Here is a 21,086-nt window from a genome sequence, read left to right on the forward strand (position 1 = left end):
CATTGTTCGAATTGCGCGTCTGGTGCACACAATGGATGCAATTTTGGCATTCGCAGCACCGCCCTCCGATGCTAACAGCCGGCATCATGGCGATACGCGAAACCATTCATTTCGGCGCCGGCGATGCCGGACAACGGGCCGAGCCTGCGACGCTCACGGTATTGACGCGCGTGCGCGAGCTGATCGTGACCGGAAAAATGCCCGCAGGCACGCGGCTTGCCGCCGAAACGATTGCAAAGGAACTTGGTGTTTCGCGGACGCCGGTGCGGAGTGCGCTTGCCGTGCTGACCGCCGAGGGCCTGGCCTCCTATCACGTCAATCGCGGATATGCCGTGCGCGATATCCAGCTGCGCGACATTCTCGACGCGATTGATGCGCGGGCAGTGCTCGAGGCCAAGGGATGCGGACTTTCGGTGGATTATGGCTGGGCACCGGAAGAATTCGAACGGCTTGGCGCGGCGGTGCGCGAGGGGGCGGCGATCGTTCGGCGCGGCGCCTGGTCCGAGGCGATCGAGCGCGAATGGTACGAGCATAATCGCGACTTTCATTCGCTGATCGTCCGCGTTTCGCGCAACGGTGCGATCCGCAACGCGATCCGCATGACCGTGATCTATCCGGTGTTCGGCGACATTGCCCGGCTGTGCCCGGCGGTAGCGCGATATGTGCCCCAGCGGTTTCGTACGATCCCGGAAAGCGTGCCGGATCATATTATCGAGTCGCAAGGCGATCATCAGAAGATACTGGATGCGATCGCTGCGGAGGACGCGGAGCTGGCGGAGGCGTCCATGCTAGCCCACGTACAGAAGTCGCGGCATCGCCTGGCGGCCATAGCCACGCGCCGATAGTGGGGCCTCAAAGTCGTATCCGATTAAATTCATATTGAATCCAATTAGCCGGAAACCATGCGTAAGACCAGCCCGGTGTAGCCCGATTTTCCGCATTGATTGATGCGTGAACTGCGCCTGCCGCCCGAAATCACTACGATTCGGGCGGTCGTTACCCTGCGTCGATGGCCAGGGGCGAACCTACGCGTCCAGCGGGGGTGCACGCTAATCTCCTGCAGAAACTCTGAATTCCTGCGATTTTGGAGGCATGAATTTATGCGCGACGCGCATGCTGGTGCGATGGCGCTGTTTCTGCGGGATTTGTCCCGACATGAAAGGATGCACCTCGTTGACAAATTGCATCCAATCCTATTTTACGAGCAGCCAGAACAGACAAACTACGGGAGAGCGAATATGAGAGGGAAGGCAATGGGCCGCATGCTTTCGGGGGCGGCCTTTGTGGGGTTGCTGTGGACGGGCTCCGCTCAGGCTCAGGACGCCGATACGACCGCTCCCGGCCAGGCCGGGGAGCAGGCCGCCGACGCCGTACCGGACGAGCAGCTGGGAAATATGATCGTTGTTACGGCGCAGCGTCGCAGCGAGAATCTGCAGGACGTGCCGGTCACGGTGACGGTGTTCAATGCGGAGCAAATCGCCGAGGCGCGCATTCAGCAGATCGACGACGTCGTCACGCGCACGCCCGGTCTCAGTTTCGACAATTTTCCCGCCTCGCAGCCGCGTCTTTATATTCGCGGCATCGGTTCCTCCGATCGCGGCGCGGCGGGGGACCCCAGTTCGGCGGTGTTCGTCGACGATATCTATATGGGCCGCCCCTCGGCGATTGCGTTCGACGCATTCGATATCGAACGGATCGAAGTGCTGAAGGGGCCGCAGGGGACGCTGTTCGGGCGCAATGTCGTCGGCGGCGCGATCAATGTGATCACCAAGAAGCCCGATATCGACCGTGTCGATGCGGCGGCCGAACTCACCTACGGCAATTACGAGCGTCTCGACGCCGCGGCGATGATCAACGTGCCGTTCGCGCGCAACACCGGCGCGGTTCGCCTGAGCGGCGCCTATCGAAGCCATGACGGCTATTCCTGGAACCCTTATCTCGGCGAGCGGATCGACGATCAGGACACGCTGACCGGCCGGTTCCAGATCTATGGCGAGCCCGCCTACAATTTTCGCTTCCATTTCACGATCGACGGGACGCGCGACCGGTTTTCGGGACCTGCCAACCACACGCTCGAGCTCGATACGTCGGACCCGCTCCACAATTTCTATACGTCGAACTTCGACCCGGACACGACCTACGGGTCACAGGTCGGCTATCAGGATCGCGACACCTGGGGCATCCGCAGCGAACTGAGCTACGACTTTTCGTTCGCCACGCTGACGTTCCTCGGCTCCTATCGGGATGTCGACTACGGCAACCGTTACGATCTGGACGGTGGCAATCCCGATCCGGCGTCGCCCGGCTATAATCAGATCGCGATCAGCGGCGGCGATGACGAGACCAACGAATTGTCGAGCCAGGAAGTCCGGCTCTCCTCGCTGCCGGACAGCGACTTCACCTGGGTCGCGGGCTTCTACCACTATCACCAGGAAACCGATCGCTCGAACACGTTCAATCTCGACGCCGCGGCGGTGGCGCCGATCCCGCTCACCGAAATCTACGATCAATATGCGAAGGTCGACAGCATCGCCGTGTTCGGCGACGTCTCGCTGCCGCTGACCGATCAGCTCACTGTCTTCGGCGGGGTGCGTTATTCGCGCGACGACAAGACCGCGCGGGTGCGCAACACGGATTCGATGGTGCCGATACGTGGCGATGAATTCTTCGACGTTACCGGCGATGCGACGTTCGACGATCTGACCTATCGCGCCGGCGTCGAATTCCGCCCGGCGCGGAGGCATATGTTCTATGCCTCGATCTCGCGCGGTTTCAAGAGCGGCGGCTTCCCGGACACGCCGGCCAATGCCGCGGATGCGGCGACGCCGTTCGAGCCGGAAACCGCGATCCAGTATGAAATCGGCCAGAAGAGCACCTTCCTCGACGGCCTGATGATCTGGAACAACACCTTCTATTATCTCGACTACACCAATTTGCAGACGGTGCAGATCGTCAACGGTCTCTCCGTGACGTCCAACGCCGGCAAGGCGACGATCAAAGGCTATGAAACCCAGCTCGACGTGATGCCGTTCGACGGATTCCAGCTGTCGGCTTCCTATGCCTATACCGATGCCAAGTTCGACGAATATTTCGAAGGCGGGCAGGACTATTCCGGGAACACCATCTCGCGTGCGCCAAAGCACAAGGTAACGATTTCCCCGTCCTATACTTACTCGCTGCTCAGCGGCATCGCGGTCACCGCGGCGGTGGACTATCGCTACACGAGCAGAATGTTCGACGATAACAGCAACCAGCCGCCGGAAATCCGCGACGCGACCAATTTCGTCGATGCGCGGCTGATCATCGACGGGATCGCCGACCGCTTCTCGCTGTCGCTCTGGGGCAAGAACCTGACCGATGAGCGCACGCGCACGTTCCAGGGCGTGTTCCTCGGCGCGAATTTCGGCGCGTTCAGCCCGCCGCGAACCTACGGCGCCACCCTGAGCTGGGAATATTGAGATGCCGGGCCGGATGCCACCTGGCGTCCGGCACCCCGCATGACGTTTCGGACCGGAGTTGAGATGGACAGAGAATTTGCTGACGGCGTGAAGGTGCTGGTGCCGACGGGGTCGCTGGGCGCCGGCGTGCGCGAGGAGGAGATCGCCTATGGCATGGCCCGCGGCGTCCACGCGATCGCGTCCGATGCCGGCTCGACCGATAGCGGGGCGGCCTATCTCGCAACGGGCAAGTCGAAGAATAATCGCGGCGCGGTGAAGCGCGACCTGCGCATCCTGATGCAGGCGCAGGCCGAATATGGTGTTCCGATCATCATCGGCACGGCGGGACAGGCCGGAGGCGACCTCAATCTCGACTGGACGCGCGACATCGTCCTCGAGCTTGCCGAGGAGCTGGGGACCTCGCCGAAGATCGCGCTACTGCGCAGCGAGCAGGACAAGGCGGTTGTGAAGCAGCTCAATGGCGACGGACGGGTAAAGCCGCTTCCGCCGCTGGGGCCGCTCGATGACGCCACGATCGACGGCTGCGATCACATCGTCGCCGCGATGGGCGTGGAGCCCTATGTCGCTGCGCTCGAAGGCGGCGCCGACATCATCCTCGGCGGGCGCTCAACCGATACGGCGGTGCTGGCTGCTTTCCCGATATGGAAGAGGGCTCCCTGGGGCCCCGCCTGGCACGCGGGCAAGACCGGCGAATGCGGCGCGCAGTGCACCGAGGAGCGCGAAAGCTCGGGCGTGCTGCTGACGGTGACGGCCGACGGGTTCGAAGTCGCGCCGCTGAGCGACACCAATTTCTGCACGCCGCACAGCGTGTCTGCGCACATGCTCTACGAAAATACCGATCCATTCCGGCTGGTCGAGCCGGGCGGCATCCTCGACGTGACTCGCGCCCGTTATGCGCAAAGCGATGCGCGGACCGTGCGCGTGACCGGATCGGAATGGGAGCCGCGCCCCTATACGATGAAGCTTGAAGGCGCCGGCGGCGGGAAATTCCAGACGCTGATGCTCGTCGGCATCCAGGACCCCGATGTGCTGCGCGATGTCGACGGATTTCACGAGCGATTGCTCAAGGCGCTCTATGCGCGCACGCGCAGCGCGATTCCGGCGGAGGAACTGGGCGAGTTTCATATCTCGCTGCGCATGTACGGCTGGAACGGCACGACCGGCCGACCAGTGCCCGAAGGCACGCCCGCGCCGCCGGAGATCGGCATGTTGTTCGTCGCCACCGCCGACACGCAGGATATCGCGAACAGCATCGCGCATGCCTGCAACCCCTATTTCTTCCACTATCCGGCGGTGATGGACAAGGAGCTGCCGAGCTACGGTTTCGCCTTCACCCCGGCCGATGTCCCGCGTGGTCAGGTCTATGAGTTCAAGCTCAACCACATCGTCGAAGTCGACGACTGGCGCGAGCTGATCCGTACCGAATGGATCGATCTGGCCGAAACCCGGAATGTGCGGGAGGCAGTCAATGGTTAAGGTTCGCGACGTCTGTCGCCATGTCCGCTCGAAAAACGCCGGCCCCTATTGGGTGACGTTCGACTTCTTTTTCGACGGCCCTGAGAATTTCGAGAAATACCACGCAAGCCCCGCGCTTTCGCCCGAGCTGTTCGCACGGCTTTACGGCACCGATCCGGCGCTGGTGAAGCATATTCCGGTCGCCGACCTCAACATGGTCAAGATCTCCTATCCGCGCGCGACGCCGCAGGGCGGTGTCGAGGAGCGCGACATGCATTCGGGCCAGCAATATGTCCGCGTGCTCGACGTCGAGCTCGACTGATGGACGCGGCAGCAATCCCGCCGCAAACGCTGACTGATCTGCTGCAATCGGCGGCGACGCGGTATCCCGGCAGCCCGGCGCTCGATTTCATGGGGCGCCGCTGGAGCTATGCCGAAATCGACTGGCTTGCCGCGCGCTGTGCCGCCGGGATGCATGCGATGGGCGTCAGGCCGGGCGACCGGATCGGCCTGTGCCTGCCCAACACGCCTTATTTCGTCATCGCCTATTTCGCGGTGCTGCGGCTCGGCGGCATCGTCGCAAGCATCAATCCGCTCTACACGGAGCGGGAAATGGCGCATCTCGTCGCGGATGCGGGCGCGAAGCTGATCTTCGTCCCCGACCTGCCCGAAATCGTCGAAAAGGCCGCTGCGCTCGATACGCTGCAGAATATCGTCATCTGTCCGATCGATCGCGTGCTGCCGCCGGTAAAGGCGCTGGCATATCGCATCCTCAAGCGGAAACTTCGCGTCACGCCGCCCTGGCCGCAGTCGCGGATGGTGGCATTCGATGAACTTACCGCGCATGAGGACGACTGTCCTGCGCATCGCAATCGGCCCGACGATGTCGCGGTGCTGCAATATACCGGCGGAACGACGGGGCTGCCCAAGGGGGCGATGCTGACGCACGGCAGTTTGATCGCCAATTGCCTGCAGACTGCGAAGCATGACTCGCACTGTCCCGACCGGCGCGAGGCGGTGATGGGCGTTCTGCCGATGTTTCACGTCTTCGCGCTGACGACGGTGCTCAACTATTCGGTATATGGCGCGGCCTGCATCGTGCTGTTGCCGCGTTTCGAGATGAAGCCGTTCCTCGCGGCGATGCGGCGCACGCGGCCCGAGCGGCTGTTCGTCGTGCCGACCATCACCATCGCGCTCAACGACCTGCCCGACGCGGCGCTGCCGCCGATGGGGCAGCTGCGGATGTGCATCTCCGGTGGCGCGCCGCTGCCTCCCGAAGTGCGCGCCCGCTTCGAAGCACGCACCGGCTGCCGGATGGTCGAGGGATATGGCCTGTCCGAAGCTTCGCCGATCGTCACCTGCAATCCGATCACGGGGCTGGTGAAGGACGGCAGCGCCGGGCTCGCCTATCCCGATACCATCATCGAAATCCGGTCGCTCGATGACGGTTCGCCGGTGGAATCGGGATCGAGCGGCGAGGTTTGCGTGCGGGGGCCGCAAGTGATGAAGGGCTATTGGAACCGGCCGGAGGAAACCGCGGAAGTCCTGTCCGACGGGCTGCTGCGTACCGGTGACGTCGGCTATCTCGACAGCGACGGCTATCTGTTCCTGGTCGACCGGATCAAGGACCTGATCCTGTGCGGTGGCTACAACGTCTATCCGCGGATGATCGAGGACGCGCTGTACGAGCACCCCGATGTCGCGGAAGCCAGCGTGATCGGTGTGCCGGACCAGTATCGCGGCGAGGCGCCCAAGGCCTTCGTCAAGCTGCGCGAGGGTGCCGAGACCACCGCGGAGAGCCTGCGGGGATTCCTCAAGGACAAGCTCAGCAAGATCGAAATGCCGCGCGAAATCGAGCTGCGTGACGAATTGCCCAAGACGCTGATCGGCAAGCTCTCGAAGAAAGAGCTGCGCGCCGACTGACATCAACCCGGAGCAGGAGAAACATTATGGCCAGCATGCCGCAGTCGGTACCGTCGCTTCGCGAGCGCGTCTCGGAGGAGGAGTGGGCGGTCCGCGAGGATCTTGCCGCCGCCTATCGGCTCGTCGCGCTCTATGGCTGGGACGACCTCATCTTCACGCATCTGTCGGCGCGCATCCCCGGCCCCGACCATCACTTCCTGATCAATCCCTACACGCACATGTTCGAGGAGATCACGGCGTCGAGTCTGGTCAAGATCGACGTCGAGGGGCGCAAGGTCGACGATACGCCCGCACCGGTGAACGCTGCCGGGTTCACCATCCATTCGGCGGTGCATATGTCGCGCGGGGATGCAATGGCGGTACTGCACCTGCATACCCCGCACGGGCAGGCGGTTTCGGCGATGAAGGACGGCCTGCTGCCACACACCCAGTCGGCGATGATTGCGCATCACGACGTCGCCTATCACGATTATGAGGGCATCGCGACGAACCTCGAGGAGCGCGAGCGGCTGGTGGCCGATCTGGGCACGAAGAATTCTATGCTGCTGCGCAATCACGGCACGCTGACCCTGGGATCGAGTGTCGCGCAGGGTTTCATGCGAATGTATTTCCTCGAGCGCGCATGCGAGGCGCAGGTGATGATGCTCACCGCCGGGCGCGACGGGCTGAACGAACCTCCGGCGGGCGTCGCGGACGTCGTGCGCGACCAGGTTTCGGGCACCGAAATGGCGATGGCCGTCGAAAAGCTCGCCTGGCCCGCGCTGCGCCGCAAGCTCGACCGGATCGACCCCAGCTACAAGCAATGACGGAAACCGGATCGCACGCGGGCGCTGAGGATATGCTCGCGCACCGGATCGCCCGCTATGCCTGCGACTTCGATGCGGAGGCGCTGCCCGACGCAGTGACAGCCTGTGTCCGGCAACGGCTGCTCGACAGCCTTGCCTGCATCGTCGGTGCCTATGACGCCGGGCCAGTGCGGATCGCCCGCGAAATCGCCGCCCAAGTGCCGGTCGATCGGGCGGGGGTGTTCGGTGCCGCCGCGCGGACCACGCCAGATCTGGCGGCGTTCGCGAACGGGGTGATGGTCCGTTTCCTCGACTATAACGACGGCTATATGGGCGCGGAGCCGGGGCATCCGAGCGACAATATTCCCGCCTGCATCGCCGTGGCGCAGGGCGAAGGCGCGTCGATGCGCGAATTCATCGCCGCGGCCGTAATTGCCTATGAAGTCCAGATGCGGCTTCAGGATGCCGCGAGCCTCAACGGGCGCGGCTGGGATCATGCCGGCTATATTCTGCCCGCCTGCGCGGCTGCGGCGTCACGGCTGATGGGGCTGGACATCGCGCGCGCGACCGAGGCGATCAATCTCGCGATCAACGGCCATATCCCGATGCGGCAGGTACGATCGGGAACGCTGTCCGACTGGAAAGGCTGTTCCGCCGCCAACGCCGCGCGCAATGCAGTGTTCGCCGCCGGGCTGGCGCGCGCGGGAATGACGGGGCCGGCGCCGATATTCGAAGGCGAGATGGGGTTCTTCCGCCAGGTGACCGGACCGTTTGCGCTCAACGTCGACGCGTTCGGCAGCCCTGCCAATGGCGACTATGCGATCCTGCGCTCGCTCACCAAGACCTTTCCGACCAACGGCGAACTCCACACCGCGATCTGGGCCGCGATCGAATTGCGCGGCCGGATCGCCGATCCCGCCGCGATCACGGCAATTCGGATCGACACGTCGGAGTTCAACGCGCGGGTGCTGGCCGATGCCGAGAAATGGCACCCCACTACGCGCGAAACCGCCGATCACAGCCTTCCCTATAATGTCGCGCGTGCATTGCTCGACGGCGACATCACGCTCGATTCCTACAGTCCCGAGAGCATTGCCGACCCCGTGGCGCGCTCGCTGATGGTGCTGACCGAAGTGAATGAGGCGCCCGAACTGACCGCGCTTTTCCCTGCCATGCTCGCCAATCGTGTGACAGTCGAACTGGCTTCGGGGGAGCGGATGACCAGCGAGGTTCGCACCGGCCCCGGCGGTCGCGAGCAGCCGATGCACGACGCCGATTTCGCGCGCAAGTTCGGCAAGATGGCCGCGCCGCATCTCGATGCCGCCGCGCAGGAGGCGGTTCTCGCCTTCGTCGCCACGCTGGAGCGCCAGACCTGTTTCGACCCGCTGTTCGACGCGATGAAGGGAGATCGACAATCGTGACACGCCACTCCGTCCGCTGCCGCTTCGGCGGCCTTTCATTGTTCGCGGCGGCGGCCTTGCTGGCGGGGTGCGCCACGCCGCAGCGGCCGGCCGATCCGTCGGGTGTACTGCCGACCGGGCCGGACGCCGGCGACATGGATCTTTCTCCCTTCTACCGCTGGCCGCAGCCGATTTCCGGCGGCGCGGGAGCCCTCTTGCGGATCGAGCCGGTGGCGGTGCAGGACGATATGGCGGCGCGTGCCGCCTATCGCATATTGTACGCATCGACCGATGCCCGCTGGAATTCGGGTGCCGTCCCGGTGAGCGGCATGTTGTTCCTGCCCAGGGGGGAGCCGCCGGAGGGCGGCTGGCCGCTGCTGGCCTGGGCACATGGAACGGCAGGGATCGCGGACGCGTGTGCGCCGTCCTGGACGGGCGTGCGGCCGCGCGACGCGACCTATATGAGCCGCTGGCTCGAAGCGGGATTTGCCGTGGTGGCAACCGATTATCAGGGGCTGGGCGGTCCCGGGCCGCATCCCTATCTCGATTGGCGCTCGGAAGGCCGCTCGGTACTCGACAGCGTGCGCGCCGCACTTGCCGCGAAGCCGGAAGAGGTTTCGAACCGGGTCATTCTGGCGGGCCAGTCTCAGGGGTCGGGCGCGGCGGTCGGTGCCGCGATGCTGGTGGGCGAGTATGCCCCCCGACTGGGTATTCTCGGCACGGTCGCGACCGGCTTCGGCTATTCCTTCCCCGACGGGCCGGTATCCTTGCCCGAACGTCGTTCCGCCACTCAGTTTCTGAGCTATGCCTCGAGCGGGCTGCGCGACGATGCGCCGCCGATCGACGATATCGTCACGCCGGCGGGCAGGCAGCTGCTCGAAGCGGCGCGGCAGGGCTGCAAGGGCGATATCGTTCAGCGTGCCCGCGAGTTGAAGGTGGCGGAAATGGCGCAGGCCTTTTCGATCCCGATGGAAGCGGTTCGCGACATGGCGATCCCCGTCGCCGACATGCCGGTCAGACCGACCGGTCGTCCGCTGCTGATTGCCACGGGCCTTGCCGATGCGACGACCATACCCGAACGGCAATATGCCAATGCTTCGGCAATGTGCGCGGCCGGCGACACGGTGATCTGGCGGACCTATGACGGTTTGGGGCACGACGGCGCGATGCACGGTTCGCTCCCCGATTCGATCGCCTTTGCGCGATCGCTGCTGGCCGGCCGGGAGGTCGCGTCCGAATGCGGCAGCTTCCGCGAACCGGGCCCGCCGGGCGCGCGCAACCCCGACGCGCCTTTCAACGACGATTGAGGAAGGCGCGCCGGCGGCGCGGTGCCAGCGGTGCCATCGCTTCGAGATGGCACCGCTTCAGCTTCAGCCGGTGAGTGCGTCGACGATCGCCTTGCCGCATTGGGCGGTGTTCGCGTTCCCGCCAAGGTCACGCGTGCGATATTCGGGCCGGGCGAGCACCTCCTCGATCGCGCGCACCACGGCCTCGGCGGCCGTGGTTTCGCCGAGATGATCGAGCATCAGCGCCGCCGACCAGATCTGGCCGACCGGATTGGCGATATGCTGTCCGGCGATGTCCGGTGCCGAACCGTGCACCGGTTCGAACAGCGAGGGAAATCGCCGCTCGGGATTGATGTTGCCCGCGGGGGCGATGCCGATCGTGCCGGTGCAGGCCGGGCCGAGATCGGAAAGGATGTCGCCGAACAGGTTGGACGCCACCACGACGTCGAACCAGTCGGGGTGCTGGACGAAATGCGCGGTCAGGATGTCGATATGATATTTGTCCCAGCGTATGTCGGGATAGGCTTTCGCCATCGCTTCGACCCGCTCGTCCCAATAGGGCATGGTGATCGAAATCCCGTTCGACTTGGTGGCGGATGTCAGGTGCTTCTTCTCGCGCCGCTGGGCCAGGTCGAAGGCATAGCGCAGCACGCGATCGACGCCGACACGCGTCATCACCGTTTCCTGCATCACCACTTCGCGCTCGGTATCGGGGAAGATCTTGCCGCCGATCGAACTATATTCGCCCTCGGTATTCTCGCGCACGACGTAGAAGTCGATCTCGCCGGGTTTGCGGTTGGCGAGCGGCGAGGGGACGCCGGGCATCAGCCGGACGGGGCGCAGATTGACATATTGGTCGAATTCGCGCCGGAACTGGATCAGCGATCCCCATAGCGAAACGTGATCTGGCACGGTTTCGGGCCAGCCCACCGCGCCGAAGAAAATGGCGTCATGGCCACCGATCCGCGCCTTCCAGTCTGCGGGCATCATTGTGCCGTGCTGCTGGTAATAGTCGCACGAGGCGAAGTCGAAATGATCGAATTCGAACGCGCAGTCGAACCGCGAGGCGACCGTTTCGAGTATGCGCAGCCCTTCGGGGACGACTTCCTTGCCGATGCCGTCCCCGGCGATGACGGCGATGCGATGGGCATTGGATCGGCGCATGGTCATTTCCTTTCGTCCGCCGCTGCATCGATCAGGATCGCGCGGAAATCATTGACGTTGGTATGTGTGGGGCCGGTTACGACCAGTGCGTCGGCGGCCTCGAAGAACCGATAGGCATCGCTGGCCTCCAGCGCCTGCGAGGCGGGAAGGCCCTTTGCTTCGGCGATCGCCAGCGTTTCGGGGCCGATCACGGCGCCGGCATTGGTTTCGGTGCCGTCGATTCCGTCGGTATCGGCCGCCAGCGCATGGATGGCGGGTTCGCCGCGAAGCGCCTGTGCCAGCGCGAGCAGAAACTCGCCATTGCGTCCGCCGCGGCCGTTGCCGCGCACGGTGACGCTCGTCTCGCCGCCGGACAGCAGGACGCAGGGAGGCTCGGCAGGCTGACGATAGCGCCGGACCTGCATCGCGATGCCGGCATGGACAATGGCTGCCTCGCGTGCCTCGCCTTCGATCGCGCTGCCAAGAATGAAAGGCGTATAGCCGGCCTCCCGCGCTACAGCCGCGGCGGCGTCCAGCGCCATTTGCGGACTGGCGACCAGGCGGAAATCGGATGGTGGCAGCGCGCCGGGCTTGGGGGTTTCGCTGTCCGCCTGCGCGAGCCAGTGGCGGACGGCGCGGGCGGGAGTGAGGTTCAGCGCGTCGAAGGTCGCAAGCGCGTCCTGTCGCGTGGTCGGGTCGGCGACCGTCGGGCCAGAGGCGATCGTCGCCGGATCGTCCCCCGGCACGTCGGAGATCGCGAGCGTCACCAGCCGCGCAGGTCGCGCGCGTTCGGCGAGACGCCCTCCCGCCACCAGCGAGAGATGTTTGCGGATGCAGTTCATCTGCGCGACCGTGGCTCCTGAACGGAGCAAGTCGCGAAAGGTGGCCTGCAGTTCGGCCAGGCCGATGCCGGGCGGCGGCGCGGCGAGCAGCGCCGATCCGCCGCCCGATATCAGGCACAGTACCAGGTCGCGCTCGGTCAGCCCGTCGAGCAGCGAGAGCATGTCCCGCGTCGCCGCGACTCCGGCGGCATCGGGAACGGGGTGCCCGGCTTCGCATACGGTGATGCGTTCGCACAGCAGCGCATGGCCGTGGCGCGTGATGACGAGACCTTCAAGCGCTCCGTTCCAATGGCGTTCGACCGCTTGCGCCATGCCGGCGGCGGCCTTTCCTGCCCCGATGACGACCGTTCGTCCCGCCGGTGCGGGAGGCAGCGCGGCGGGGACGCATTGGTCGGGCTGGGCACTGGCCACGGCGGCATCGAACAAGCGACGCAGCAGCGCTTGTGCCGGCTGGTCGGCGGTGTGCCCGCCTTCGCAGGCCTTCCCTGGATCAGGTTTGCGCATCGCGGGCTATCGCGGCCGGCCGTCCGCGACTACCGTTTCCGGTGCGGGGTCCTTGCCGTCGAGGACGGCGACGACGCTGCGTGCGGCGACCATGTTGGTGCGCGCCAGCCCTTCCTGCGTCGATGCCGCGGCATGCGGCGTGGCGATGACGTTGGGCAGCGCGATCAGCTCCTGCGTAACCTCGCGATAGGACGCGTCGCTCTCGCTGAGATACACGTCGAGGCCGGCGCCCGCAATTGTGCCCTTCTTGAGGGCGGCCAGCAGCGCCCTGTCGTCGACCAGCCCGCCGCGCGCGGCGTTGATGAGGAAACTGCCCGGCTTCATCCGCGCGATCCGCTCGGCATCGAACAGGAAACGCGTCGCTTCGGTCAGCGGGGCATGAACGGTGACATAGTCGCTCTCGCGCACCAGCGTATCGAGGTCGGTGACTTTGACATTGGCGGGCGTGGCTTCGGGCAGATCGCCTTGCGTCACCGCCAGAATGCGACAGTCGAAGCCCTGCAGCCGCTGCGCGACGCTGCGCCCGATCCGGCCCATGCCGATGATGCCGACCGTGCTTTCGAAGAGATCCCGGCCCGTCAGGATCGAAAAGTCGCCGTCGATCATCTTCGCCTGGGTTTCGCGGAAGCGATGCCCCACGGCAAGCATCAGCGCGAGCGTGTGATCGGCGACCGACGCATCGTTGCCGCCCGCGGCGATGCATACGACCTTGCCCAGATCCCGGGCCGCATCCAGATCGACGCGTTCATAGCCGACACCCCGGCGCGAGATGATTTTGAGGTCGGGCAGCGCCTGCTGCAGTTCGCGAGTCACTTTCGCATGGCCGACGATCCATCCGGCGGCGCCCGCCAGCGCCTCGACCAGCGTGTCGTGATCGAGGCCGCCATCCGCCTGTCCCGGCGGCAGGTCGGCAATTACGACCTCGCAGCCATTTTCCCGCAGATAGGAAATGGTCGCTTCATCGAAGAAACGCTGGGTGACGACGACTCGCCGATCGGACACGAAATGCTCTCCCTCTCGCTCGTTCGCTCCCGGATAGGGAGCGCCGCGCCGGGAAACCAATGCGGAAATCCAATCAATTGATGCAGGCCGGTTCGCCGGCGCTACGCCTCCCGGGTGCTGGCGAGGATACGCGACCAGAAGCTTTCGGCGGCCATCGACTGGCGGGCGCGGGGCCGCCACAGCCGTATCTCGATCTCGACATCCTCTTCCTCCGGTCCGGCGCGCTCCAGCCGCCCTTCGTCGAGATCCTCCTGCACCAGGCTCAGCGCGGTCCAGGCGATGCCGCGCCCGTCGCGCGCCATTGCGGTGAGGACGCTGGCGAGATGCGAGGAGAAGGCGGGCTGTGCCGGCGGCTGCCGATCCTCGCGTTCCCACGCTGAGGCCAGAATCCGGCCCATTCCCGATTCCGCCGTGAAGGCCAGTTGCGGCGCCTGCGCGAGACCCGTTTCGCGTAGGAGCGCGGGGACGGCCACCGGCAAGAGCCGGTCATGTCCGAGCTGCACCGAGCGGAAGTCCGAACTCAGCCGTGTCGATGCCGCTTCATGGTGATGGCACAGCAGGAACTGCGCCTTGCCTTCTACCATCAGGCGTTCGCAGGCGACCATGTGATCGGCGGTGAGGGCGATCGTCGCCTCGACCGGCTGCTCGGCTTCCAGGCGGCGTAGCCAACGGGGAAAGAAGGTCAGCGACAGGACATGCGTCGAGGCGAAGCGTAGCGTTTCGTGATCGAATTTCGCCGCCGCGCGTGCGGCTTCGCGGCCGAGCTGGAGGCGACGCAGCGTTTCTTCGGCCACCAGCCGGAAGCTCTCGCCCGCCGCGGTCAGGCCGATGCGGTGAGTCCGCCGGTCGATCAGCGGGGTGCCGACCCAATCCTCGAGCGATTTGATCCGGCGGCTGAAGCTCGGCTGGCTGACCGACCGGCTTTCGGCGGCGCGCGAAAAGCCGCCCTGATCGATCAGCGCCAGAAAATCCTCAAGCCAGGTGACATCCATCGCCCGGGCAGCCCTTTCGCAAATGCCTTTCTGTTCGCCAGTTACCGGCCTTGCCCCGTCATGGCCAGCGAGCCGGTGGATGATTTGATGCGCAAAGCGAATTGGATGCGTCGGAAAGCGGCTGCTAGCCCGACAGGATAAAAGCACCCCTTGGAGAGGAAGCGATATGGCTCCGGCATTCGATCCGGTGACCCTGGAAATCCTGTGGAGTCGCCTGATCGCGGTGGCGGATGAATCCGCCACGACCCTGTTGCGGACCGCATTTACGCCCATCATCCGGGAATCGAACGATTTCGCGACGTGCCTGATGACGGTCGACGGCGAAGCGCTCGCCGAATGCAGCGGCGGCATCCCCGCCTTTGCCGGACTGCTCGCTCGCGCTGCGCAGCATATCCTGCGCAAGTTTCCCCATGAGGTCTGGCAGGAAGGCGACTGCGTCTTCACCAACGATCCCTGGATCGCGACCGGGCACTTGCCCGATGTGGCGATGATCGCGCCGATCTTCTTCAGGGGGCGGCTCGTTGGCTTTTCCGGCACGGTGGCGCATACGCCGGACATTGGCGGGCGGCAGGGTGCCGACAATCGCGAGCTGTTCGAGGAAGGCGTGTGCATCCCCCCGCTGCACCTCTATCGCGCCGGAGATCGCTGCGAGGAGATGCTGGCGCTCTTCCTTGAAAATGTACGTCAGCCCGACCTGTTGCTCGGAGACCTGGAGGCGCAGGTGACTGCGAACGCGGTCTGCCGCAGGCGCGCGGTTGCCTTTCTGGAAGAGGCCGGGCTGGAGGATTTCGAGGCGCTCGCGCGCGCAATTCACGGCATGTCGGAACGCGCGATGCGCACGGCGATCGCGTCGCTGCCCGACGGCGAATATCACTCCGAAATCGAACTCGACGGCTTTCCCGATCATCCGACTCGGATCTGCTGCACGGTTACGATCGAAGGCGACGCGATGACGGTCGACTATGCCGGCAGTTCGAAACAGAATGGCCGCGCCACCAACTGCACGCTCAACTATACCCATGCCTACAGCATCTACCCGCTCAAATGCGTGCTCGATCCCGACACGCGCCGGAACGAAGGCTCCTACCGTCCGATCCGGGTGACCGCGCCCGAGGGCAGCGTGCTCAATGCGGCGCGTCCGGCCGCCGTCAATGCGCGGCATCTGTCGGGTCATGCCTTGAGCTGCGCGCTGTATCAGGCGCTCGCGGAGATACTTCCAGACCGGGTGCTTGCCGACAGCGGCGGTGCGCCGGCGCTGCGCGCGGGAATCGTCGGGCGATCCGACGCCGGGGATCCCTTCACGATGATCCTGTTCGCCAGCGCGGGAATGGGTGCCTCTGCGCATGGCGACGGACTTGCCACCACTGCCTTCCCGACCAATTCGGGCGCGGGGAGCCTGGAAGTGCTCGAAGCCGGCGCGCCGGTGCTGTTCAAGCGCAAGCAATTGCGCGTCGATTCAGGCGGTGCCGGTAAGTATCGCGGCGGATTGGGGCAGGTCTGCGAGATCGAGAATATCGCTTCGCAGACAGTATATGTGACGATCATCGGCGAACGCGAGAAACATCCCGCGCGCGGCGTTCTGGGCGGGCAGCCGGGAGCCTGCGCATCGGCTTCGGTCGGGGGCCTGGGCGCGGTTTCGCTCAAGTCGCGCAGCCCGCTGAAGCCCGGGGCCTCGGTAACCTTCCATTTCGCTGGTGGCGGCGGGTTCGGCGATCCGGCCGAACGCGATCCAGCGGCGGTGGCGACCGATATGAGGCTTGGACTGGTATCGGAGGACGCGGCCCGGCGCGATTATCCGCAGGTCGCCGGAGGCGGCGCATGACGCCAATGCGGACGGCTCGTATCGGCGTCGATATCGGCGGAACCTTCACCGATCTTGTGCTGCACGACGAAGCGCGCGGCATCACCCATACGGGCAAGCGGCTGACGACGCCCGAAGCGCCCAGCCGCGCGATCATCGAGGGGATCGGGCGGCTGCTCGCCGAAACCGGGACGGAGCCCGAACAGATCAGCGCGATCGTTCATGGCACGACGCTCGTCACCAATACCGTGCTCGAACGCACCGGCGCGCGCGTCGGGCTGATCGCCACCGATGGCCTGACCGATCAGATCGAGATGGGGCGCGAAACGCGCTATGACACTGACAATCTGTTCCAGCCCGCAGTGCCGGTGATCGTGCCGCGCGACCTTCGTCGCGGCGTGATCGAACGCATTCTCGCCGACGGCACGGTCCACACGCCGCTCGATGTCGCGATGCTGGAGGCGCAGCTGCGCTCGCTGGTCGATGCGGGCGTCGAGGCGCTCGCCATCGCCTTCATGAACGCCTATCGCAACCCCGAGCACGAGCTGCGGGCGAAAGCCGTCGCCGAGCGGCTCTTTCCGAACCTGCCCGTTACCATTTCCTCTGCGGTGGCGCCCGAAATCCGGGAATATGAGCGAACCAATACCGCGTGCGTGAACGCCTATGTCCAGCCGCGCGTGCGGGGGTATCTCGACCGGCTCACCGAAGAGCTCGCGGCGATGGGATTTGCCGGGGACCTGTCGATCATGCTGTCGAGCGGCGGCGTCACGACGATCGAGGAAGCGAAGGCGTTTCCCGTGCGATTGATCGAATCCGGTCCTGCGGCGGGCGCGATCGCGGCCGCCCATATCGCGCGCAAGATCGGCGAGGATCACCTGATCTCGTTCGATATGGGGGGCACGACGGCGAAGATGTGCCTGATCGAAAATGCCACCCCGCATGTGAAGCATGATTTCGAGGCCGGCAGGCTCGAACGCTTCAAGCAGGGCTCGGGCCTTCCGCTCAAGGTCGCGGTGGTCGACATGATCGAGATCAGCGGCGGCGGCGGTTCGATCGCGGCGGTCGACAAGCTCGGGCTGATGAAGGTCGGGCCGCGCAGCGCCAGCTCGGTGCCCGGCCCGGTCGCCTATGGTCTTGGCGGGACCGAACCGACCGTTACCGACGCCGATCTGCTGCTCGGCTATCTCAATCCCGAATTCTTTCTCGGCGGCGAGATGGCGCTGCGGCTCGACGATGTGCGCAGCGCGATCGCGGAGCGGCTGGCGGACCCGCTCGGGATGCGCGGCGCGGACGCGGCTGCGGGGATCCAGGGGATCGTCAACGAAAGCATGGCGGCGGCAACACGCATGCATCTGGCGGAGAAGGGCAAGGACCCGCGCGATTATACCATGCTCGCATTCGGTGGCGCCGGACCGGTCCACGCCTATGCGCTGGCACGGCTGCTCGGCGTGCGGCGGCTGGTCGTGCCGATGGGCGCGGGCGTGATTTCGGCCTTCGGTTTTCTGGTGGCCGCTCCCGCAGTCAACGATTCGCGCGGCTATTTCGAACGGCTCGAACGCGTCGACTGGCAGCATGTCTCCGGCCTGTATGGCGAAATGGAAGCGCGCGCGCGGAACATGTTCGCGGCAATGGGCGCGCGGGCCGACGATATCCAGATCGAATATGCCGCGGACATGCGATACAGTGGGCAAGGGTTCGAAATCACGGTCCCGCTGCCGGAAAACTGCCTGGAAGGCGGACGCACCGATGCGGTGCGGGAGGCTTTTCAGACTCGATATCGGCAACTGTTCAACCGGTCGGTCGAGAATATCCCGGTCGAGGCAGTGAACTGGCGTCTCTCCGCGTCGCTGCCCGCGCAGGATATCAGCCTGGCCCACAATGTGCGCGACGAACCCGCCGAGCGCGGGACACGCGACGTGACGTTCCCCGGACACGGCCCGGTACCGGCACGGGTCTACAACCGATATGCCCTGCAACACGGCGTTCGGATCGAAGGCCCGGCCGTGTTCGAAGAACGCGAATCGAGCTTCATCATCGGCCCTGAAGCCGTGGCCGAGGTCGATGAACATGCAAATCTTGTCGTCACCATCGATTATGCGAACGCTGCTCATGGCGGATGATGGCAAAACCGTACCGGACCAGAGGCAAGATGGCGCGCGGGGCGGTGTCGAGCCGCACTGGTGGGCACTTGCCGTGCTGTTCCTCTATTACAGCTTCACTTATGTCGATCGTTCGCTGGCTTCGGTGCTGGTGCCGGAAATCAAGCGCACCATTCATCTGAGCGACACGGCGATCGGGATGATCCTCGGCGCGATCCCCACCGGAGCATTCGCGCTCGCCAGCCTGCCCGCGGGGTTCGCCGCCGACCGGTTTCCCCGCAAATGGATCATCGGCCTGGGCGTGGCCCTTTTCTCGATCGCGACGGTGTTGCTCGGGCTTTCCGACGGCGCATGGGAGATCATGGCCGCGCGCGCCCTCGGGGCGATCGGTGAGGCGGCAATCCTGCCCGCATCCTATTCCTTTCTCGCCGACAGCTTTCCGCGCAAGCGCGTCGGCACGGCAATCGCCATCTTCTCGATGGGTGCCAAGGCGGGTGTCGCGACGTCGCTGGCGCTGGGCGGCGCGGTGCTGATCTTCGCGCAGGACATTGTCGCTCGGGGCCAGGGCTTCGGCTTGTTCGCCTGGCAGGTCGAGTTTCTGATCTTCGCCGGGCCGATGCTGCTGTGCCTGTTGCTGATCCTGACGCTGAAGGAACCGCCGCGCCAGCGCATGGCGACCTTCGGAGAGCGGAAGGGCAGCGAACTGGCCGCTTATGTGAAGAGCCAGCGGCGCCTTCTGCTGCTGCTGATCGGCGGGTTCGCGGCCGTGTGTTTCTGCGGTTTTTCGCTCGGCAACTGGATACCCGCCTATCTTTCGCGCCGCTTCGCCATGCAGCCGCAGGAATATGGGCCGATCCTGGCACTGCTCAGCATCGCGTCCGGGCTCACGATGCTGGTGAAGGGGATGCTGATCGACTGGCTGTATATCCGCGGGGTGAAGGACGCCTATGTCCGGCTTTACACCTGGCTGCTCGCCGGCTCTCTGCCGATCGTCTGGACCATGTTCCTGGTCGACAGCAAATGGCTGTTCCTGGTGATGCTGGGGCTGGTGCAGATCGTAACCATCCCCTTCATTTCCTATGCTTCCACGACGTTTCAGGTGATCGCGCCGGGCAACATCCGCGCGCGGATCACATCGGCCGCGCTGATCCTCTTCGCGATCGCGGGCGGGCTCGGAACCTCCTCGGTGGGTGCGATGAACGACTTGCTGTTCGGCGGCGACAGCGGCCTCGGCAATTCGCTCGCGCTCGGGGTGTCGGTGATGATGCCGACCGCGCTGATCCTGCTGCGGCTTGCACTGAAACCGTTGCACGCCGCCGTGGTGCAGGCGGAACAGCTGAACCGGGAAATGCCGCCCGAACCGGCCAAGCCGATGGGAGGTGCGGAAGCCGATGTCTGAGGATGGCACCATGCAAGGGTGGATTTCCGGCCGGCCGATCCGCGCCCGATTCTCCGAAGGCGATGCCGCACCGGAAAGTCCGGCGCCGCCCGGTGCCGTCGATTGCCACCATCATATCTTCGACAACCGCTTCCATGTCGAAGGACAGGTTTCGGTACCCGATGCTACCGTTGCCGACTATCGCGATTTCCAGCGGCGGCTGGGCCTCTCGCGTTCGGTGTTCGTCGCGTCGTCCAACTACGGCACCGACGACCGTGTCGTGCTCGACGCGCTCGAGCAGGTCGGAACCGACCGGATGCGCGCCGTGGTGATCCTGCACGGCGATGCCGATGCGGCGCGGCTGCCTGGCCTGCACGACAGGGGTGTGCGGGGTATTCGGGTCTATTTCGCCAAGGGGGACGTCCCCGACCATGCCGGGTTCGACCGGCTGACGCGGCTGGCGGCCGACCGGGGCTGGTCGGTCAATGTGGTCGGCAATCGCGATCGCGAAGTGCTGATCGACTGGGAAAGCGCGATGGCGAATGCGCCGTGTCCGATCATGATCGATCATATGGGATGGACGCCGCAACCCGCCGGGCCGCAAAGCGCCACCGGCAGGATGCTGCGCCGTCTGCTTGCCGGCGGCAATGTCTATGTGAAGCTTTCCGGCCCCTATCTGTCGTCGCGCTGCGGCGCACCGGGGTTCGATGACGTCGACGCTCTGGCGCGCGTGCTGGCGGCCGAGGCGCCCGAACGCGTGGTCTGGGGGAGTGACTGGCCGCACCCGGTCGCCGCGCAGCAGCATCTCCCCGTCGACGGCGCCCTGCTGTTCGACCAGCTCACTCGCTGGATCCCCGATCCCGCCCGTCGCAAGCTGGCGCTGGTCGACAATCCCGAGCGGCTATACTGGAATGATTGAGCGGGCGCGCCTGCGTCGAGCGCGGGGCAGTCTTTGACGTTGCTGGCATAAGGGCGCCGCCGAGCGGTCCGGTGAACCCCCGTTATTCCGCGCCGTACG

16 protein-coding genes are annotated in these 21,086 nt (G+C 65.2%); 12 read left to right on the top strand and 4 right to left on the bottom strand.

All coding sequences use genetic code 11. The features are described from left to right. Positions 1-86 precede the first annotated feature (86 nt). From G5C33_RS02455 to G5C33_RS02490, 8 genes are all read left to right on the top strand, one after another. Positions 87-845, top strand: coding sequence for a GntR family transcriptional regulator (locus G5C33_RS02455; protein WP_165325760.1), 759 nt, complete (start codon positions 87-89; stop codon positions 843-845). A gap of 393 nt (positions 846-1,238) precedes the next feature. After that, entirely contained in the window at positions 1,239-3,458 is a 2,220-nt protein-coding gene (locus G5C33_RS02460) for a TonB-dependent receptor (protein ID WP_165325761.1), read from the top strand. A 63-nt stretch (positions 3,459-3,521) separates the two neighbouring features. Next, positions 3,522-4,934 carry an acyclic terpene utilization AtuA family protein gene (locus G5C33_RS02465; protein ID WP_165325762.1) on the top strand — a complete coding sequence of 471 codons (1,413 nt, stop codon included), beginning with the start codon at positions 3,522-3,524 and terminating at the stop codon, positions 4,932-4,934. Beyond that, complete coding sequence (locus G5C33_RS02470) at positions 4,927-5,235, top strand: DUF4387 domain-containing protein (RefSeq protein ID WP_165325763.1); 309 nt, start codon at positions 4,927-4,929, stop codon at positions 5,233-5,235. Before G5C33_RS02465 ends, G5C33_RS02470 begins: the two co-directional genes overlap by 8 nt. Beyond that, entirely contained in the window at positions 5,235-6,836 is a 1,602-nt protein-coding gene (locus G5C33_RS02475; protein ID WP_165325764.1) for a long-chain-fatty-acid--CoA ligase, read from the top strand. The genes G5C33_RS02470 and G5C33_RS02475 overlap by 1 nt, the downstream gene beginning before the upstream one ends. Positions 6,837-6,862: 26 nt before the next feature. After that, a complete protein-coding gene (locus G5C33_RS02480) occupies positions 6,863-7,642 on the top strand; it encodes a class II aldolase/adducin family protein (RefSeq protein ID WP_165325765.1) in 780 nt (259 codons plus the stop codon). Then, on the top strand, positions 7,639-9,042 hold the full coding sequence (locus G5C33_RS02485; protein ID WP_206518620.1) for an MmgE/PrpD family protein: 1,404 nt from the start codon (positions 7,639-7,641) through the stop codon (positions 9,040-9,042). Before G5C33_RS02480 ends, G5C33_RS02485 begins: the two co-directional genes overlap by 4 nt. Beyond that, positions 9,039-10,328: a lipase family protein gene (locus G5C33_RS02490; protein WP_206518621.1), complete on the top strand. Its 1,290-nt coding sequence runs from the start codon at positions 9,039-9,041 to the stop codon at positions 10,326-10,328. Before G5C33_RS02485 ends, G5C33_RS02490 begins: the two co-directional genes overlap by 4 nt. A gap of 63 nt (positions 10,329-10,391) precedes the next feature. On the opposite strand, the gene G5C33_RS02495 is transcribed toward G5C33_RS02490, so the two are convergent. The 4 genes from G5C33_RS02495 to G5C33_RS02510 all read right to left on the bottom strand — a co-directional run bounded on the left by G5C33_RS02495 (position 10,392) and on the right by G5C33_RS02510 (position 14,790). Then, complete coding sequence (locus G5C33_RS02495) at positions 10,392-11,471, bottom strand: tartrate dehydrogenase (RefSeq protein ID WP_165325766.1); 1,080 nt, start codon at positions 11,469-11,471, stop codon at positions 10,392-10,394. A 2-nt stretch (positions 11,472-11,473) separates the two neighbouring features. Next, the gene (locus G5C33_RS02500) at positions 11,474-12,796 is read right to left on the bottom strand and encodes a glycerate kinase type-2 family protein (RefSeq protein WP_165325767.1); all 1,323 of its coding nucleotides are present in this window, start codon (positions 12,794-12,796) and stop codon (positions 11,474-11,476) included. A gap of 6 nt (positions 12,797-12,802) precedes the next feature. After that, positions 12,803-13,798 (bottom strand): phosphoglycerate dehydrogenase, encoded by a 996-nt coding sequence (locus G5C33_RS02505; RefSeq protein WP_165325768.1) that lies wholly within the window; start codon positions 13,796-13,798, stop codon positions 12,803-12,805. Between the two features lie 101 nt (positions 13,799-13,899). Next, positions 13,900-14,790: a LysR family transcriptional regulator gene (locus G5C33_RS02510; protein ID WP_165325769.1), complete on the bottom strand. Its 891-nt coding sequence runs from the start codon at positions 14,788-14,790 to the stop codon at positions 13,900-13,902. 166 nt (positions 14,791-14,956) lie between these two features. Here G5C33_RS02510 and G5C33_RS02515 point away from each other — a divergent pair, with 166 nt between their 5' ends. Genes G5C33_RS02515 through G5C33_RS02530 form a run of 4 tightly spaced genes read left to right on the top strand, consistent with a single transcriptional unit; the run spans position 14,957 to position 20,987 of the window. After that, on the top strand, positions 14,957-16,612 hold the full coding sequence (locus tag G5C33_RS02515) for a hydantoinase B/oxoprolinase family protein (RefSeq protein WP_165325770.1): 1,656 nt from the start codon (positions 14,957-14,959) through the stop codon (positions 16,610-16,612). Further along, positions 16,609-18,711, top strand: coding sequence for a hydantoinase/oxoprolinase family protein (locus G5C33_RS02520; RefSeq protein ID WP_165325771.1), 2,103 nt, complete (start codon positions 16,609-16,611; stop codon positions 18,709-18,711). The genes G5C33_RS02515 and G5C33_RS02520 overlap by 4 nt, the downstream gene beginning before the upstream one ends. After that, a complete protein-coding gene (locus G5C33_RS02525) occupies positions 18,686-20,089 on the top strand; it encodes an MFS transporter (protein ID WP_165325772.1) in 1,404 nt (467 codons plus the stop codon). The genes G5C33_RS02520 and G5C33_RS02525 overlap by 26 nt, the downstream gene beginning before the upstream one ends. Further along, the gene (locus G5C33_RS02530) at positions 20,082-20,987 is read left to right on the top strand and encodes an amidohydrolase family protein (RefSeq protein WP_165325773.1); all 906 of its coding nucleotides are present in this window, start codon (positions 20,082-20,084) and stop codon (positions 20,985-20,987) included. The genes G5C33_RS02525 and G5C33_RS02530 overlap by 8 nt, the downstream gene beginning before the upstream one ends. Positions 20,988-21,086: the final 99 nt, after the last annotated feature.

The sequence above is a fragment of the Sphingosinithalassobacter tenebrarum genome, from assembly GCF_011057975.1.
Lineage (GTDB): Bacteria > Pseudomonadota > Alphaproteobacteria > Sphingomonadales > Sphingomonadaceae > Sphingomonas > Sphingomonas tenebrarum.

Excerpts from the sequence above, each read along its gene's own strand:
- G5C33_RS02465 (WP_165325762.1), top strand. The coding sequence starts at position 3,522 with ATGGACAGAGAATTTGCTGACGGCGTGAAGGTGCTGGTGCCGACGGGG.
- G5C33_RS02480 (WP_165325765.1), top strand. The coding sequence starts at position 6,863 with ATGGCCAGCATGCCGCAGTCGGTACCGTCGCTTCGCGAGCGCGTCTCG.
- G5C33_RS02510 (WP_165325769.1), bottom strand. The coding sequence starts at position 14,790 with ATGGATGTCACCTGGCTTGAGGATTTTCTGGCGCTGATCGATCAGGGC.
- G5C33_RS02455 (WP_165325760.1), top strand. The coding sequence starts at position 87 with ATGGCGATACGCGAAACCATTCATTTCGGCGCCGGCGATGCCGGACAA.
- G5C33_RS02460 (WP_165325761.1), top strand. The coding sequence starts at position 1,239 with ATGAGAGGGAAGGCAATGGGCCGCATGCTTTCGGGGGCGGCCTTTGTG.
- G5C33_RS02470 (WP_165325763.1), top strand. The coding sequence starts at position 4,927 with ATGGTTAAGGTTCGCGACGTCTGTCGCCATGTCCGCTCGAAAAACGCC.
- G5C33_RS02475 (WP_165325764.1), top strand. The coding sequence starts at position 5,235 with ATGGACGCGGCAGCAATCCCGCCGCAAACGCTGACTGATCTGCTGCAA.
- G5C33_RS02500 (WP_165325767.1), bottom strand. The coding sequence starts at position 12,796 with ATGCGCAAACCTGATCCAGGGAAGGCCTGCGAAGGCGGGCACACCGCC.
- G5C33_RS02525 (WP_165325772.1), top strand. The coding sequence starts at position 18,686 with ATGCGAACGCTGCTCATGGCGGATGATGGCAAAACCGTACCGGACCAG.
- G5C33_RS02520 (WP_165325771.1), top strand. The coding sequence starts at position 16,609 with ATGACGCCAATGCGGACGGCTCGTATCGGCGTCGATATCGGCGGAACC.
- G5C33_RS02530 (WP_165325773.1), top strand. The coding sequence starts at position 20,082 with ATGTCTGAGGATGGCACCATGCAAGGGTGGATTTCCGGCCGGCCGATC.
- G5C33_RS02515 (WP_165325770.1), top strand. The coding sequence starts at position 14,957 with ATGGCTCCGGCATTCGATCCGGTGACCCTGGAAATCCTGTGGAGTCGC.
- G5C33_RS02485 (WP_206518620.1), top strand. The coding sequence starts at position 7,639 with ATGACGGAAACCGGATCGCACGCGGGCGCTGAGGATATGCTCGCGCAC.
- G5C33_RS02495 (WP_165325766.1), bottom strand. The coding sequence starts at position 11,471 with ATGCGCCGATCCAATGCCCATCGCATCGCCGTCATCGCCGGGGACGGC.